Below are 14,502 nucleotides of genomic sequence, written 5' to 3'. Positions count from 1 at the left end.
ATGATCCGTCTCCTAGAGAATGCGAACCCGGGCGCGGCGGGCCCGCCGCTGCCTCGGGGCCCGGTAGAGGTCGTCGTGGGGAGAACGGCCGCGGCCGGGGTCCGCGGCCCGGGCCGCGGGCAGCTGTGCCAGCCCGGGCGCACCCGGGCCCGGGTGCGCCGCCGACGGCCCGAGAGTGGTCACGGCGTGCTGCGCGCCGCGGCCCGCACGGCCTTCATGATCCCCTGATAGCCCGTGCAGCGGCAGATGTTGCCGGACAGGCCGGCGCGGATCTCGTCGTCGGACGGGTCGGGGTTGTCACGGAGGAACGCGGTCACCGAGACGACGAAGCCCGGCGTGCAGAAGCCGCACTGCAGGCCGTGGTGATCGCGGAACGCCTCCTGCACGGGCGACAGCGCGTCAGGCTCACCCAGCCCCTCGATCGTGGTGACCTCGGCGCCGTCCGCCTGCACCGCGAGGACGAGGCAGGCCCGTACCGCCGCGCCGTCCAGCAGGACCGTGCACGCCCCGCACACCCCGTGCTCGCACCCGAGGTGTGTCCCGGTGAGGTGGCAGTGCTCCCGCAGGTAGTCGGCCAGCGTCAGTCGTGGTTCGACCCGCCCGCGGCGCGCGAGGCCGTTGACGCGCGTCTCGATCTCGATCTCATTCATGGAGAGCCTCCTGCGCCGCGCGCCGCCAGGCACGGGCCACCATCGCGGCGCCGACGCGCCTGCGGTAGTCGGCCGACCCGTGGAGGTCGGCCGGGACGGACCTGAGGGCGGCCATCGCCGCCTCGCCGACGCCCTGGGCGTCGACGTCGGCGATGGCCGTGCCGGTGGCGGTCGCCTCCGCGGCGGTGGCGCGTTCCGGTGTCGAGCCGAGGCCGAGCAGACCGATCGCGCACCGCCTGACGCGCCCGTCGTCGTCGAGTTCCAGGGCGACGGTCGCGCCCGCGACGGCGAAGTCACCGTGGCGCCGGGCGAGCTCCTCGATCGCATGCCCGCTGCGGCCGCCCCAGACCGGGAAGGTGACGCCGGTCAGGATCTCGTCGTCGGCGAGCGCCGTCGTCCAGGTGCCGGTGAAGAAGTCGGCCGCGGGGATGGTGCGCTGCCCGCGGGGCGACACCGTCTCCAGCTCCGCCTCCAGCGCCAGCGCGACTGCCGGATACTCGGCAGCCGGGTCCGCGTGGGCGATCGCACCGCCGATCGTGCCGCGGTTGCGGATCTGGAAATGACCGATGAAGGGTGTCGCCCGGCTCAGCAGCGGGACCGCCTCGGCGACCTCGGCGGACGAGCCGACTGCCGCGTGGGTGGTACCGGCGCCGAGACGGATCGTGTTGCCCCGGTGCTCGAGACCCCGCAGCTCCGGTATGCGCCCGAGATCGATCAGATGATCAAAGACCGCGAGGCGCAGGGCGAGCATGGGAACGAGGCTCTGCCCGCCGGCGAGGACCTTGGCACCGTCGCCGTGCTCGGCGAGCAGCGCGACAGCCTCGTCGAGGCTGGCTGGCGCGTGGTAGGCGAACGGCGCCGGTTTCACGGGAGCGACCTCTCCGGAACACCGGGAGCGGCGCCGCCCGCGCCCCTCCAGCCGAGCCGCACCTGTGTGCGCCCGAGGTGATTGCCTGCATCCTGCCTGGGCCACCGTAACATCGCGTTCCCGCGCCCCTTCGTGTTCGCGTCAACGTGCTCGTACCGACGCTCTCGGGCGTCGTGTTTATCAGTGGACGGGAAGTCCGAACCGGCCTGCTGAACACTCGTTTTAGCACAGATCCGCACGGGCGTCAGCATATGATCCGCGTACCGCCTATCGATGGCCCGCCCGTACGTACACGCGTCAGGGACGCTGGTCGGCGAAGTACAGCCGAAGCCCGGACAGTGCCTCGTCGAGAAAATCTCCGATCGTTCCGTCCTCGTGGTCGAGCCACTGCTCGTAGGCGGAGAGAGCCAGCGCCAGTGTTACCTGGCCCACCGTACGCGGCAGCAGGTCGCCGGGGTCCACGGCGTGCCGCGCAGCGACGTAGGAGGCTATGACCTCACGCCACTGCCGGTATTTCAGCGCCGAATGCGCCTGCAGGGCGGGCGTCCTGAGCAGCAGGATCATTCGCTGCCGGTGCTGGGCAATGGCCTCGGTCGGGAACAGGTTGAACGCGAGCACCGCCCGGTGTACCGCTTCGAACACCGGGATGTCATGCGGCATCGCCTCCAGGGAGGCCTGAAGCCCGGCGAGACTCTCGTCGAACCGGCCCCACGGAATATCATTCTTGGACGGGTAGTACCTGAGTAGGGTCCTCCTTCCGATACCGGCGGCCTGGGCTATCGCATCCAGGGTGGTGGCGTCGAAGCCGCGTTCGGCGAAAGCGGCGAATGCCGCCCGCTCGATCGCGCCGTGATCGGTGACGGGTGGGCGGCCCTTCGGGCGCCTCGGCAGGTCGGCCATAGACCTCGAAATCTACTGACCCGGCCGGGCGGCGGGCTGTCAGGGTCCGGTGCCTCCCCTCGCGGGAGCGTTCCCGTCACGTCCCGGTCGCCGGTCGCGGCGTGCCGGCGCCCGGTCGCGGCGCGGCGGGGACGAGGGGAGCAGGGGGCGGGGCGAGCGGCCTCTGAGCGCGCCGGCCCACAGGCCCGCGCCGTAGGCGAGGTCGTCGAGGCGGCGGGCCAGGACGAAGCGCGCCGGGTCCAGCGCGGGAGCGGACCGGTGGTAGTCGAGGAGGCCGTCGAGGACCGCCGCGGTCAGGACCGCACGGCGCAGGCGGCGGGAGACCAGGGCGCCGGGGAGGCTCAGCGGCCACCAGTGGCGGAGCAGGAGCGCGCTGGTCTGGCTGGCGGTGGCGGCCAGACCGCGGCCGGCGAGGTCGGCGGTCAGCCGCGCGCGGTCACCGTCGCGGGGCAGCACGCGGGTGAGCCGGGCACACATCACCGCGACCAGCGTGAGAGCCGCGGGGACCGACCACCGCCGCTGAGCCAGCAGCACCGCGGCCGTGACACCGGCCAGGGGAGTGAGCACCGCGGGTGCCACGGCGGCGCCGTGCCGGCGGGCCAGCTGCTGCGCGCCCGTCCCGTAGAAGGCCTTGCGGTTCAGCCAGGCTGCTGGCCGGGTCCGGTGGTCGTGCCAGGCGGTGACGGCGGGCTCGTACCGGACCTGCCGTTCCTGCGCGACCAGTCGCCAGACCAGGTCGACATCCTCGGCGACGCGCATGCTGTCGGTGAAGCCGTCGCCGAGGGCGTCGACCCGGGCCACCAGGCAGGCACCGGGAACCCAGCCGACGCGGGAGTGCGGGTGCACCAGCGCGGCGTCCGGGCCGGCGTCGAGTGACGAGCGGGCGTTCTCGTAGCGGGAGATCCAGTTGGGTCTCCCGGTGGTGGGAAGACCCAGGATCCGGGGCGTGACAGCGGCGACGCGGGGGAGGTGGAGGTGCCGCGCCAGCAGCACGAGGCTGTCCGCGGCGACGACGACGTCGGAGTCCACGAAGGCGACGAGCGGGGTGGCGACCGCCGCCAGCCCCGCGTTGCGGGCACCGGCCGGGCCACGGTTGTGGGGGAGCGCCACCACCTCGGCGCCGTGCCGTACCGCCACCCGGGCGATGGCCGCGGGGTCGCGCGAGTGGTCGTCGACGACGACCACCCGCAGGCCGCCGCCGAGGCCTGCCAGCAGCCGGTCCAGGGCCCGCTCGCGATCGTGGACGGGAACCACCACCGTCAGCTGGGACGGGTCGGCCGGTGGCAGCGCGCTCAGCACCGGGGTGGCGGCACCGCAGGCGAGCAGTCGGTCGGCGAGCTTCGCGGACAGGTCGTCGACCACGTGGACCTGGCGGTCGACCAGGCGCTGCGCGGCTCTTTCCCGCAGCCGCAGCAGCCGCGGCGGTGCGCCGCCGACCAGCGTCCGGCCGCCGTCGTACACGCGGACGTCGCGGCCGAGCTCGACGACGAGGCCGTGTCCGACGGTGGATCCGTGTCCGACGGTGGGGCCGGGAGGCTGGTGGGGGCTCATCCGCGGAAGCCGCCCTCGGCACTGACCACGGAGCCGGTCAGGACGCCCCCGGCGGGGGAGCAGCAGAAGGCGATGGTCTCGGCGATCTCGGCCGGCTCGATCAGCCTGCCGGTGAGCTGGGAGGAGGCGAAGGTCTCGACGTCCGCCAGCTCGTACAGCGACGCCGTGGCGTCCAGCATCGAGGTGCGGGTCGAGCCGGGGGCGACGGCCACGGCGGTGACGCCGGTGTTGACGAGGTCCGCTGCCAGGCCCCGCACCAGGCCGACCACGGCGTGCTTGGCCGTGCAGTAGGCGGTCAGGTGGAACAGGCCGCGTGCGCCGGCGGCCGAGGCGACGGCGACGAACCGGCAGCCGGCGGGGTCCGGGCCGCCGAGCATGAGGGGCACGGTGGCCGCGGCGGTGTTCCAGACGCCCGCGACGTCGACGTCCCACAGCGTCTGCAGGTGGGCGGCCGGTGTCTCCCAGAGCGGGCGGCCCCCGACGATGACGGCCGCCGCGGCCACGGCGGCGTCCAGCCGGCCGAAGCGCTCGACCGCGGTGGCCGCGGCGGTATCGATCGCCGCACGGTCGCGCACGTCGGCCACGACCGCGACCACCTGGCCGGGATGGTCGTCGCACAGCGCCTGTAACTGGTCCTTGTCGGCCAGCGGGTACGCGACACCCGGCAGGTCCGCCTCCGCGGCCTCCCCCGCACAGCTGTCGACGGCGACGACGCGGTACCCCTGCCGGCACAGCACGCGGACGGTCGCCGCGCCGATCCCGCGGGCCGCCCCGGTCACCAGCGCGACGCGGCCCGGCTCGACCGGCGGGCTCATACCGGCGCCGCCGCGGGCAGGGGCGCGCGGAGACGGCCGTCGGTGTCGACGGCCCCGCCGTGCACCAGTTCGCAGACCTCTGTGATCATGCGATCCAGGAGGCGTTCCCCGTCGCGGGCGGTGGCGGCGGTGGGGTCGCCGAGCACCCCGGACGGCGAGACGGCGGCCACCCCGCCCGTCCTGATGGCCGGCAGCAGCTCGGGGAGGCCCGCGGTGTTGCCCGCGGCCGCCCTGGTCATGTCCACCTGGTGCGGAGCCAGATGCAGCATCAGCGAGGTCTCGGTGAACCCCGCGTGCGCGTCGCCGGCCCCGGTTCCTGTGCCGGCCCCGGCCCCGGTTCCTGTTCCGGTTCCGGTTCCGCACGGCACCCACGCGACGTCGTGCTGCTCGCGGCGCAGCTGGGCGACGGCCGCGGAGAGGTAACGCAGGTTGCCGCCGTGCGCGTTGACGAACACGACCCGTCCGCACCACGTGGCCGCGGAACGGACCAGTTCCACCAGCATCAGGTGCAGGGCCTGGCCACCGATGGAGATCGTGCCCGGGAACGACTGGTGTTCCCCGCTGGCCGTGTACGCGATCGCGGGCGCGACCAGTACCGGTTCGTCGGGACGCCGGTCGTGCAGACGCTGCGCCGCGCCCTCGGTCACCGCGACGGCGAGCGTGGTGTCGGTGGCCAGCGGCAGGTGGGGCCCGTGCTGCTCGACGGCCCCCACCGGGACGAGGAGCAGCGGCCTGCGGGGGACGAGCGGCCAGGGGCGTTCCGCCAGACCCGGGGGCGCCGGTGGCCTGGCTGTCATCGCCCGGCCGCGGAGCCGAGCGAGCCGAGCGAGCCGAGCGTCCGCGTGAAGCCCGCGGGCACCAGGACGTCGTCCGGGGTCAGCTCGTGGACCGAGGAACGCCCGAGCGCCAGCAGCGTCGAATCGATCCCGTTGCGCAGGACGTCCAGGACGTTCTCGACGCCGGCCTGCCCGCCGGCGGCCAGCCCCCACAGGTACGCGCGGCCGATCATGACCGCCCGCGCCCCGAGGGCGAGTGCCTTCACGACGTCACTGCCCCGGCGGATCCCGCCGTCCATGAGCACTTCGATCTCGGTGCCGACCGCGCCCACGACGGCCGGCAGGGCCCGGATCGGGGCGGGGGTGCCGTCGAGGTTGTTGCCGCCGTGGTTGGAGACCGAGATCGCGCTGACCCCGGCGTCGACCGCGCGGCGGGCGTCGTCGACCCGGGAGATGCCCTTGAGCATGAACGGCCCGTCCCACTGCTCCCGCAGCCAGGCGATGTCCTCCCAGCTCGCCGGCGGTGTCTGCATCCACTCGCCGTACGCGCCGAAGAAGACCGGGGCCTGCTCGCCGGGTTCGGCCAGGTTCGGCACGCTCAGGTCGGGCAGGTGCCCGGTGCGCAGGTACTCGAACAGCCAGCGCGGCCGGGTGATGCCCTGCGGCGCCAGCCTGGCCATGGTTCTCAGGTCGAGCCGTTCGGGGATCCACGGGCTGCCCCAGTCCCGGCTGTGGGAGAAGGACCAGTCCAGCGTGACGATCAGGCCGACCGCGCCGGCCTGGCGGGCGTGCTCCATCCGCCGGATCATCCAGTCCCGGGAGCCCATCCAGTAGATCTGGAAGAAGGTCTGTGGATTGGCCGCGATGACCTGGTCGATCGGCTTGCTGGCGAAGGAGGACAGGCCCATCGCCGTGCCGCGGGCGGCAGCCGCCCGGGCGACCGCCACCTCGCCGTCGGGGTGCACCGCCTGGACCCCGGTCGGCGAGATGACCACCGGCAGGGAGATCGGCTGACCCAGCACCGTGGTCTGCAGGTCACGCTTGGGCGACAGCCCCGCCACATGCGGGGCGAAGCCGAGCTCCTCGAACGCCCCGGTGTTGTCCCGGTAGGACACACCGGCCTCCGAGCCGGCCAGCAACGCGCTGTACACCGACGTCGGCAGCCGTCGGCGGGCCCGGCGCTGTGCCTCGGCGACCGACTCGAACCATGAGTTGCTCATCATCCACCTCTCGCGGCGCTCCGCTGTGGGAGCAGCCGCGTCCGATCACGTCTCAGCCCGTGGGTGTGAAGCCCGCCAACGGGTTCTCGGCGCACGCCGGGACCGGCGGTGCCATCACTGCCATCGGCGCAGCCGCCCCCGCCATCGGCGCAGCCGCCCCCGCCATCGGCGCAGCCGCCCCCGCGGTCGGCGGGGGGCCGATCTGGAGCAGTACCGGCTCGCCGGCGGACCGCGCCCTGCGGCCGGTGCGGTGCGAGTGGTCGTGGTCCGCCGCCGGCACGGTGCGCCCGGGATCGGCCAGGGCCTGCTGCCCGTAGCCCTGCACACACTCCGGGTCCGGGCCGTCCAGCGGCAGGCCGGTGAAGAACTTGGCCGCCATACAGCCGCCCCGGCAGGAGTCGTAGAACCCGCAGGACGCGCAGGCACCGCCGCTCTGCGGCTCGCGCAGCTCCCGGAACAGCTCGCTGGTGCGCCACACCGGGGCGAAGCCGCCGTCGGCGACGACGTTGCCGGCCCGGAAGGTCTCGTGAATGGTGAACGGGCAGGCGTAGACGTCACCCACCGGGTCGATGAGGCAGACCACCCGCCCCGCCCCGCACAGGTTCAGGCCGGGCAGCTTCTCGCCGAAGCCGGCCAGGTGGAAGAAGGAGTCCCCGGTCAGGACCTTCTCGCCCGCCCCCACCAGCCAGTCGTAGAGGTCCCGCTGCTGCCGCGCGGTCGGGTGCAGCTCGTCCCAGACGTCCGCCCCGCGCCCGGAGGGGCGCAGCCGGGTGAGCCGCAGCGTCGCACCGTGGTCGTCGGCGATGCGCTGGAACTGGTCGAGCTGGCCGGCGTTCTCCCGGGTCACCACGACGGACACCTTCGCGTCCCGGAACCCGGCCTCGGCCAGGTTGTCCAGCGCCCGCAGGGCCATCGCGAACGATCCCCGGCCCCGCACCCGGTCGTTGACCTCCGCGGTGGCGCCGTCCAGCGACACCTGGACGTCCACGTAGTCGGTGCGGGCCAGCTGCCGGGCCCGCGCCCGGTCGAGGCGCACGCCGTTCGTGGAGAACTTCACGCCCACATGGCGGTCGACCGCGTACTGCAGCAGGTGCCAGAAATCCGGGCGGACGGTCGGTTCCCCGCCGCCGATGTTGACGTAGAAGACCTGCATCGCCTGGAGCTCGTCGATGATCGCCTCGCACTGCGCGGTGCTCAGCTCGCGTGGGTCACGACGACCGGAGGACGACAGGCAGTGCACACACGACAGGTTGCAGGCGTAGGTCAGCTCCCAGGTCAGACAGATCGGCGCGTCCAGTCCGCGCTCGAACCGCTGCACCAGGGAGACGGCGGCGGGACTGGACGTCCCGCCCGCCGGAGCGTCGGTCAGGGTGGTCATCGGGCCTCTCCCGGGGTCTCGCGATGACGGATCACATCGGCGTCGGCGAGGCCGCGCAGCGCGCGGGCGTAGGCGGCCCACTGGCCCGCGGGTACACCCGCCCTGGTCAGCGCGGTCCGCACGTCCGGCGCGGCGCCCAGACCGCGCACGACCTCGACCAGTTCCGGGCGTTTGAGAAAGATCAGTCGGCGGTTGTCGAAGTGGTAGGCGAGTGCCCCGAACGGCTCGGGGCGCAGGGCCACCACCCGTGACAGCTCCCACGCCTCGTCGAGGATCGTGTCCACCTGGTCGGCGGCAGCGCCCGGCAGCACGGCGGTGTCAGTAGACGCCGCACATGCCGTCGATCGAGACCTCCTCGATCAGCGCGTCCTCCTCGAGCGGAGCCTGCGCGGTCGTGTCATCGATCCCGAGGTCGGTGGCCCCGCCGGACTGCCCTGCGACCGCGGGTGTGATCGGTGTCTGCACGATGTCTCCTTCGTCGTCTCCCGCCGCCGCGGACGTCGTGGCCGCCGCGGTCGGGAAGCCGGGGACCGTGCGAATCACCATATTGGCACCGAGCGCCAAAATAAAGTGTTAGGTCGCGACGAACTCGGTCGGTGACCCCTCGACGCCGCTGTCGGTCCCCGCGCTGCGGCGAGCCCGTACCAGCGGTCTGTGCCGCCGGTACGGGCCCCTCCGCGCGGGTCAGCGCTTGTTCAGCTGACCGGCGTCCACCGGGACGACCGTGCCGGTGACGTACCGGGCGTCCTCCGACACCAGCCACAGGATGGCGTTGGAGACGTCGACCGGATCAACCGCGTCGACCGGCATCGCGTTGGCCAGCACCCGGGCGAGCTCCGGCGACCCCGCCGTGATGACCGACAGGTCTCCGTTGGCGGCCATGGGTGTCTTCACCGTGGTCGGGGCGACGCTGTTGACCCGGATGCTGTACGGGGCCAGGTAGTTGGCCCACGACCGCATCAGCCCGACGACGCCGTGCTTGGCGGCGGTGTAGCCCTGGAATCCCGCGGAGGGAAGGCCCACACCGATCAGGCCGCCCGTGGAGCTGGTCAGCACGATCGCACCGCCCTGGTTGCGCTCGACCATCGACGGGATCGCCACCCGGCCGGTGTTCCAGACGCCGGTGAGGTTGACGCTGATGACGTCGGCCCACTGGTCGTCCTCCGTGGCCATTCCGCCGGGCCCGATGCCGGCGTTCGCCAGGACGATGTCGACCGGCCCCAGCTCGGCGGTGCCGTCGTCGAAGACCTGCTGCAGGGCGGGGAGGTCGCGGACGTCGGCCTGCCTGGCGACGATCCGCCGGCCCAGGCTCTCCACCTCCTTCACGGTCTGCGCCAGGTCCTCCGGGGTGGACATCGGGTAGGGCACCGAGGCAATCTGGGCGCAGATGTCGACCGCGATGATGTCCGCGCCCTCCTGGGCTAAACGGATCGCGTGGCTGCGGCCCTGGCCGCGAGCCGCCCCGGTGATGAACGCGATCTTGCCGTCAAGCTTTCCCACTGGATCTCCTCGGCTGGTGCCCGTGATGCGGGAGGAGCGCATCACCGCCCCCCACGCCGTGACCGCCTCCCCCGGCCACTGCCGGAAGGGGGAAGCGTCCCAGTACGCTGGTGTTTGAACACTAGTTCAATGATTTGGGCATGTCACGTCGCGGAAGTCCGGTCGCTACGTCCGGTTCGCCGGCTGCCGGTAGGCCCTGCCGTCGAGGGTGGTCGTGAGCGTGCCGGTGGCGTCGAAGATGTTGGTCAGGACGTCGATGGTGAGGTGGAATCCGTCCGGACTCGTCGTCTTCGTCTTCGTCTTCGTGTTCGTCGTCGTGGACCCGTCCGCGGCGCGGACGGTCTGGGTGAGGTCGGAGTACCAGTCGACCTTGGAGGTGGTCAGCGCTGGGATGGTTACCGTCACCTTCTCGGTGCCGTTCAGGGTGCTGACGCCGTCGTCGGTGAAGTCCGTGTAGGTGACGACGACGGTTTCGACCGCGATCCGGTCGGAGCTCTCGGTGACCACCACCGTCGCCGAGCCGCCGCTGCCACCGGCCAGCGTGTACGTCCCCGCCGGCACGTGCGGCCGGGCCGGGATCGCGCTGCCCGGCTCGTACTCCACCCCCCACGGGACGTCGTCCGAGATCGGCGCGACCGTCGGCGCCGGGGCGGGTGTCCGGCTGGTCAGCTCGGCGATCATCAGGCGGTAGGTCCGGCCGCCCTACGCGGTGGACGTCTCGCACCGCAGCGGGTTCTCCCCGCCGCAGGCGGGCGGGATGGCCAGTGCCTGCCAGTAGACGATGCCGGTGCCGTCAGGTGACCACTTCGGATCGGCCATGCCGTTCCAGTTCGGGTCGTTGACGCTGCCCGGGCTGCCGTCGCCGGCGGCGTTGATCCGCTGGCCCTGGTAGTCGCCGCGGTCGCCGAAACTGTCGATGAGAATCGGTTGGAAGAACCGCCGCGGCCCGTTGTTGCGGGTCGACGAGGTCGCACTGGTGGTGATCATGTCCGTGATCGGCGGGATACCGCGCATCCCGGCCACGAACATCTGGCGGTCGGAGCCGCGGGTGTCCATGGCCACGCTCCACGCGCCGTCGGGGGAGAGGTCGATCGGGTCGACGTACTCCGGATTCGAGGTCAGCCGGCGGACCTTGCCCGTGCTCAGATCGGCGGCGAACACGTCGATGTTGGACGACTCCTCGGGATACCCGATGTAGGTGACCTCCCGGCCGTCCGCGCTGAAACCGCGCAGCTCACCGACGGACAGCGCCTCGCGTTCGTAGACCAGCCGGGCCGGGTCCTTCGGGTCGACGGACATCGGCTGGGTGTCGGCCGGGTCGAACAACCGGCTCACGGCGACCACGTCGTAACGCGGGCCCGTGGGGGTGCCGGTGGCCGGCGTCGGGTTGAACTCCAGACGCCCGAGATAGGAGAACTGGCCGAACCGCCCGTTCCCGATGGTGAAGCTGCTGAAGCCCAGGTGGACGTCGTCCGGATGGATCCGGAGCTCGCGGAGGCTCCCGCCCTTGCCGGAGTCGTCGGCGGTGTTGTTCCACCGGATGGGATAGATGTGCGTCTCGGCCGGGGTACAGGCCTCGTCGGTGAGCTGATGGTCCCCGCAGTCGACGATGTTGGTGCCGAGGAGCACCCGCTTCCCGTCACGGAACGGCTGGGGGTAGTCCTTCGCCTCGTTGGTGCCGACCGCGTTCGCCGCAGGCACCCCGCAGGTCACGCACTTCCAGGCGTCCCCGTTGGGGAAGGTCCTCCCGTCGGTCCGCACGATGATCAACTGATCGCCGCTGTAGATGCTCGCGGGGTCGGGCGCGGCGGGTGCGCCGGCGAAGGAGACCCGGGCTGTGACATAAGCGCCGTCCGGCAGGTAGCCGCCCGACTGGAAGCCCTCGCTCCTGCTGATGCATCCTGTGCGGCGCGGGTTGGCGGCAGCCGTGCACGCACCCGGATCGGTGCCGGGTGCGACCGGCGGCAGTGGCAGCTCCCGGACGGAGATCGGCTCCGGCGCCGGCGGTGCGGGAACCCCGCCGGCCGGCCTCCCGGTGTCGGCCGGCCTGTCCGGTTGCGAGTCCGAACACGCCGGAACCGCCACCAGGACCGCGGCCAGGCAGCCGAGTAACCACTGCGACCTCCGTTGCCCGCACGGCGGGAATCGTGATGTGGGCCGTGACCTCGCCGGGGCAGCGGGTCCATGCGATGGCGCCGCCATGGGCACGCAGCACCGCGTTCACGATCGACAGCCCTGTCCCGGGCCTGCTGGGGGCGTCGCTGTCGGCCTCGCCGGGCCCGCTGGCCCCGCCGGGAGGGGAGGGCGCAGGGCCGGCGTCCTGGCCGGGCGGCCGGCTGAAGGATTCGGTCGGGGCGGCGACCGAGTTGGCGACGACCAGCCGTGCTGTGCCGCTCTCCGGGTCGGGTGCGACCTCGACCCGTACCCACCCGTCGGCCGCCCGGTTGTGCCGGGCACTGTTGTCCAGCAGGTTCTGCACGAGGCTCTCCACCAGCGCGCGGTCGCAGGCGACCTCGGTGGTCCGCAGGTCCACGTCGACGCGCAGCCTGGCGAACGCCGGCCCCTCGACGACCCGGCCCAGGACGTTGCCGACAAGCTCGTCGAGCGCGAACCTCGACTTCTCGAGCGCGCGCAGGTCGACGCGGGAGAGCACGAGCAGCCGCGCCACGAGGCGCTCACCGCGGTCGACGGCGTCGCGGACCGCCTCCAGCCGGCGGACGGTGTCACGGTCGGTCGTGTCGTCGAGCAGCATCGCGATCTCGGTCCGGGTGGTGGCCAGCGGCGTGCGAAGCTCGTGCGCGACCTGGGAGGCGAAGCGGCGCTGTGCGTCGAACGCCAGGGCGAGCCGATCGAGCATCGAGTCGAAGGTGTCGGCGAGTTCCCTGATCTCGTCGTTCGGACCACCGGCCGACACACGCGTCCCGAGGTCCGACACGGACGCCGATCGTGCGCGGACGGTCATCCTCCGGATCGGCCGAAGGATGCTTCCCGCCAACACCCAGGCGGCTCCCACCGCCCCCACGAGCACGGCGGCCAGACCGACGAACGACCAGCGCCGCGCGCTCGCGAGTGCATCGTCCATGGGGCGTTGCTGGATGGTGCGCGCCACCTCGCCGACCGTCCTGCCATCCGGCAGCGGTTGTTCGGCGAACTGCGAGGCGAAAAGCTCCTCCGGATGCTGCCGAATGTGCTGGACCACGGTTGACTGCGAAATGCTCAGCTCATCCAGCAGCGCGCTGTTGAGGGAGTAGACGGACGGGTACTCGACATGCCTGAGCGCGATCGTGTCGACTACCAGGGTTGATGATCCGGCGACGACCAGCGCGGCGGAGATCATAGCGGTGATCCGAGTTCTGATCTTCATTTCAGACGGTATCCGGCGGAGGGAATGTTCATGATGGCCGGCGGATCGCCAAGTTTACGGCGCAGGGTCAGCACGGTGACGCGGACCGCGTTGCTGAACGGATCTAGCCGGTCGTCCCACACACTCTCCATGAGCTGCTCCGCGCTGAGGACGGCTCCGTCCGCGAGCATCAGCGTTTCGAGCAGCGCGAACTCGCGGTTGGTGAGACGGAGGTCGCGGTCGCCGCGCAGGGCCGTTCGGTGGCTCGCGTCCAACACGATGTCCCGCCATCGCAGCACCGGCGGCGCCGCGCGCTGGGTTCGCCGGCCGAGGGCCCGCAGCCGTGCCACCAGCTCCCGCATGTCGAAGGGCTTCGGGAGATAGTCGTCCGCCCCGAGCATCAGCCCTTCCACCCGTTCGGAGACGTTGGAGTTTTTCCGAAACTCGGAATAGTCGGTTTCGCATGCGATAATCAGCTGGTTCGATCAGACCCTGCCCAAAATTCCGCCGGAACAGGAAACGGGCAACCCGGACAGAAACCCCCTGGCGGCAACGAACCGGAAATCCTTACGCGTTCCGTCCAGGATTTCTGGAGCTCGCGCCCGGTACCGGCATGAGAGGCCCCCTTCGTGGCATGTGAGTCTTACCAAAGAAAACACATCGACCACGAAGAGGGTGCTCCCAGTGTATCGACTTCCCGGGCTGAGCCTGAAAGCCGCCGACGTCGTCGTCGCGATGGCCGAGAGACACTTCCCCGACTGGCATCGTGCCCAGGGCCGTCCCCGCGGTCTCGATCTGGTCGGTGCTCTGCGGCTGGCCCTGTGCCGGCTGCGGCGCAACGCCACCTACCAGGAACTCGCGGAGGACTTCGGGATCGGGATCAGTACCGCCTGGACCTACCACCAGATCATGGTCACCTTCCTCTCCGACGCTCTCGGCACCACCACCGAGGCCCTGTCCCGGCAGGTCAAGGGCCTGGTCTGCCTGATCGACGGGACTCTGATCCCGACGTTCGCCTGGCACCATCGCGACGATCTTCTGTCCGGCAAGCACCGCCGCCACGGCGTCAACGTCCAACTCGCCGTCGACCTGCACGGGCGGCTCCTCGGAGCCAGCCGTGCCTTCCCGGGAAGCTGGCATGATGTGCACTGCTTCCGTGAAGCCGGCTGGACACGGGTGGTACACCGTTCCGGTGGCTGCCTGACCGACCTCGGCTACGAAGGCGAACCCACCCTCCACACCCCGCTGAAAAAGAAGCCCGGAACACCCCTGCCCGGCTGGCAGAAGCAGCTCAACACCGCGTTCGCGTCCGTCCGGGTCGCCGCCGAATGGGGAGTCGCCCACACGAAGAACTGGCGGATCCTCACCACCCGCCACCGCAGCGAACTCGGTCGCATCGATGCCGACGTCCAGGCTGCCGTCGGCCTCCAGAAAATCAACGAACAGCAATCCGAACGAATACTGAGCTTCGAGAGGATCAAGAGAGTTTCTGAATAACTTC

At 71.7% G+C, this 14,502-nt stretch carries 16 protein-coding genes and 1 pseudogene; 1 reads left to right on the top strand and 16 read right to left on the bottom strand.

The window, feature by feature from the left end; genetic code table 11:
* Positions 1-12: 12 nt before the first annotated feature.
* The 16 genes and pseudogenes from B207_RS39660 to B207_RS33365 all read right to left on the bottom strand — a co-directional run.
* Complete coding sequence (locus tag B207_RS39660) at positions 13-183, bottom strand: hypothetical protein (RefSeq protein WP_154675260.1); 171 nt, start codon at positions 181-183, stop codon at positions 13-15.
* Entirely contained in the window at positions 180-650 is a 471-nt protein-coding gene (locus B207_RS0110255) for a (2Fe-2S)-binding protein (RefSeq protein ID WP_018636437.1), read from the bottom strand. The genes B207_RS39660 and B207_RS0110255 overlap by 4 nt, the downstream gene beginning before the upstream one ends.
* Positions 643-1,518 (bottom strand): FAD binding domain-containing protein, encoded by an 876-nt coding sequence (locus B207_RS0110250; protein WP_018636436.1) that lies wholly within the window; start codon positions 1,516-1,518, stop codon positions 643-645. The genes B207_RS0110255 and B207_RS0110250 overlap by 8 nt, the downstream gene beginning before the upstream one ends.
* Before the next feature lie 297 nt (positions 1,519-1,815).
* A complete protein-coding gene (mftR, locus tag B207_RS0110245) occupies positions 1,816-2,418 on the bottom strand; it encodes a mycofactocin system transcriptional regulator (protein ID WP_018636435.1) in 603 nt (200 codons plus the stop codon).
* A gap of 39 nt (positions 2,419-2,457) precedes the next feature.
* Positions 2,458-3,969 (bottom strand): mycofactocin biosynthesis glycosyltransferase MftF, encoded by a 1,512-nt coding sequence (gene mftF, locus B207_RS0110240; RefSeq protein WP_018636434.1) that lies wholly within the window; start codon positions 3,967-3,969, stop codon positions 2,458-2,460.
* Positions 3,966-4,784 (bottom strand): mycofactocin-coupled SDR family oxidoreductase, encoded by an 819-nt coding sequence (locus tag B207_RS0110235; protein ID WP_018636433.1) that lies wholly within the window; start codon positions 4,782-4,784, stop codon positions 3,966-3,968. The genes mftF and B207_RS0110235 overlap by 4 nt, the downstream gene beginning before the upstream one ends.
* Positions 4,781-5,581, bottom strand: a complete 801-nt coding sequence (gene mftE, locus B207_RS0110230) for a mycofactocin biosynthesis peptidyl-dipeptidase MftE (protein ID WP_026310908.1) — start codon at positions 5,579-5,581, stop codon at positions 4,781-4,783. Before mftE ends, B207_RS0110235 begins: the two co-directional genes overlap by 4 nt.
* Positions 5,578-6,783, bottom strand: a complete 1,206-nt coding sequence (mftD, locus tag B207_RS0110225; protein WP_026310907.1) for a pre-mycofactocin synthase MftD — start codon at positions 6,781-6,783, stop codon at positions 5,578-5,580. The genes mftE and mftD overlap by 4 nt, the downstream gene beginning before the upstream one ends.
* A gap of 49 nt (positions 6,784-6,832) precedes the next feature.
* The gene (gene mftC, locus B207_RS0110220; protein WP_018636430.1) at positions 6,833-8,158 is read right to left on the bottom strand and encodes a mycofactocin radical SAM maturase; all 1,326 of its coding nucleotides are present in this window, start codon (positions 8,156-8,158) and stop codon (positions 6,833-6,835) included.
* Positions 8,155-8,469, bottom strand: a complete 315-nt coding sequence (gene mftB / locus B207_RS0110215) for a mycofactocin biosynthesis chaperone MftB (protein WP_018636429.1) — start codon at positions 8,467-8,469, stop codon at positions 8,155-8,157. The genes mftC and mftB overlap by 4 nt, the downstream gene beginning before the upstream one ends.
* Positions 8,470-8,476: 7 nt before the next feature.
* Positions 8,477-8,704 (bottom strand): mycofactocin precursor MftA, encoded by a 228-nt coding sequence (gene mftA / locus B207_RS33380; RefSeq protein ID WP_018636428.1) that lies wholly within the window; start codon positions 8,702-8,704, stop codon positions 8,477-8,479.
* A 138-nt stretch (positions 8,705-8,842) separates the two neighbouring features.
* Positions 8,843-9,658 (bottom strand): mycofactocin-coupled SDR family oxidoreductase, encoded by an 816-nt coding sequence (locus B207_RS0110205; protein WP_018636427.1) that lies wholly within the window; start codon positions 9,656-9,658, stop codon positions 8,843-8,845.
* Between the two features lie 165 nt (positions 9,659-9,823).
* Positions 9,824-10,339: a hypothetical protein gene (locus B207_RS41280; protein WP_018636426.1), complete on the bottom strand. Its 516-nt coding sequence runs from the start codon at positions 10,337-10,339 to the stop codon at positions 9,824-9,826.
* A gap of 21 nt (positions 10,340-10,360) precedes the next feature.
* Positions 10,361-11,359, bottom strand: coding sequence for a TolB family protein (locus B207_RS41275; protein WP_230204955.1), 999 nt, complete (start codon positions 11,357-11,359; stop codon positions 10,361-10,363).
* Positions 11,298-13,022: a sensor histidine kinase gene (locus B207_RS38170; protein WP_230204954.1), complete on the bottom strand. Its 1,725-nt coding sequence runs from the start codon at positions 13,020-13,022 to the stop codon at positions 11,298-11,300. The genes B207_RS41275 and B207_RS38170 overlap by 62 nt, the downstream gene beginning before the upstream one ends.
* Positions 13,019-13,435 (bottom strand): annotated as a pseudogene (locus B207_RS33365) (DNA-binding response regulator); the annotation flags it as partial. The gene B207_RS38170 and the pseudogene B207_RS33365, both read right to left, overlap by 4 nt.
* A 250-nt stretch (positions 13,436-13,685) precedes the next feature.
* Between B207_RS33365 and B207_RS36800 the strand changes: the two are divergent.
* Positions 13,686-14,498 (top strand): transposase family protein, encoded by an 813-nt coding sequence (locus B207_RS36800; RefSeq protein ID WP_018635919.1) that lies wholly within the window; start codon positions 13,686-13,688, stop codon positions 14,496-14,498.
* The last annotated feature ends 4 nt before the right edge of the window (positions 14,499-14,502 follow it).

The organism is Parafrankia elaeagni, from assembly GCF_000374165.1.
Classification (GTDB): Bacteria; Actinomycetota; Actinomycetes; order Frankiales; family Frankiaceae; genus Parafrankia; species Parafrankia elaeagni.
Note: the sequence above shows the minus strand (reverse complement) of the source record. Positions and strands in the feature narration are given on the sequence as shown.